Here is a 234-nt window from a genome sequence, read left to right on the forward strand (position 1 = left end):
TGGTCGCGAGCTCGTCGCCGAGCGCGACCGCGTTGAGCGAGCGCAGACAGAGCAGCGTGACGAGGAGGCCGAGTCCGATCACGGGCAGGATGGCGGTGACGGTGCCCTCCGGCCGGTCGGTGATCGTGCCCGCGCCCCAGAACCGCATCCGGTCGAAGGTGTCCGGGTTCATGAGGGCGAGGGCGGAGGAGAAGCCCCCGAGCACCGCGCCGAGGGCGATCCCGACCAGGGTGA

1 protein-coding gene is annotated in these 234 nt (G+C 71.8%); it reads right to left on the reverse strand.

Features of this window, described 5'->3' with window-relative positions:
* Positions 1-234, reverse strand: a 234-nt coding sequence (locus OOT08_RS17605) for an iron chelate uptake ABC transporter family permease subunit (RefSeq protein ID WP_325094220.1), incomplete at both ends; no start/stop codon positions are given.

This window comes from Leucobacter sp. M11 (assembly GCF_035726885.1).
Lineage (GTDB): Bacteria > Actinomycetota > Actinomycetes > Actinomycetales > Microbacteriaceae > JAPFRB01.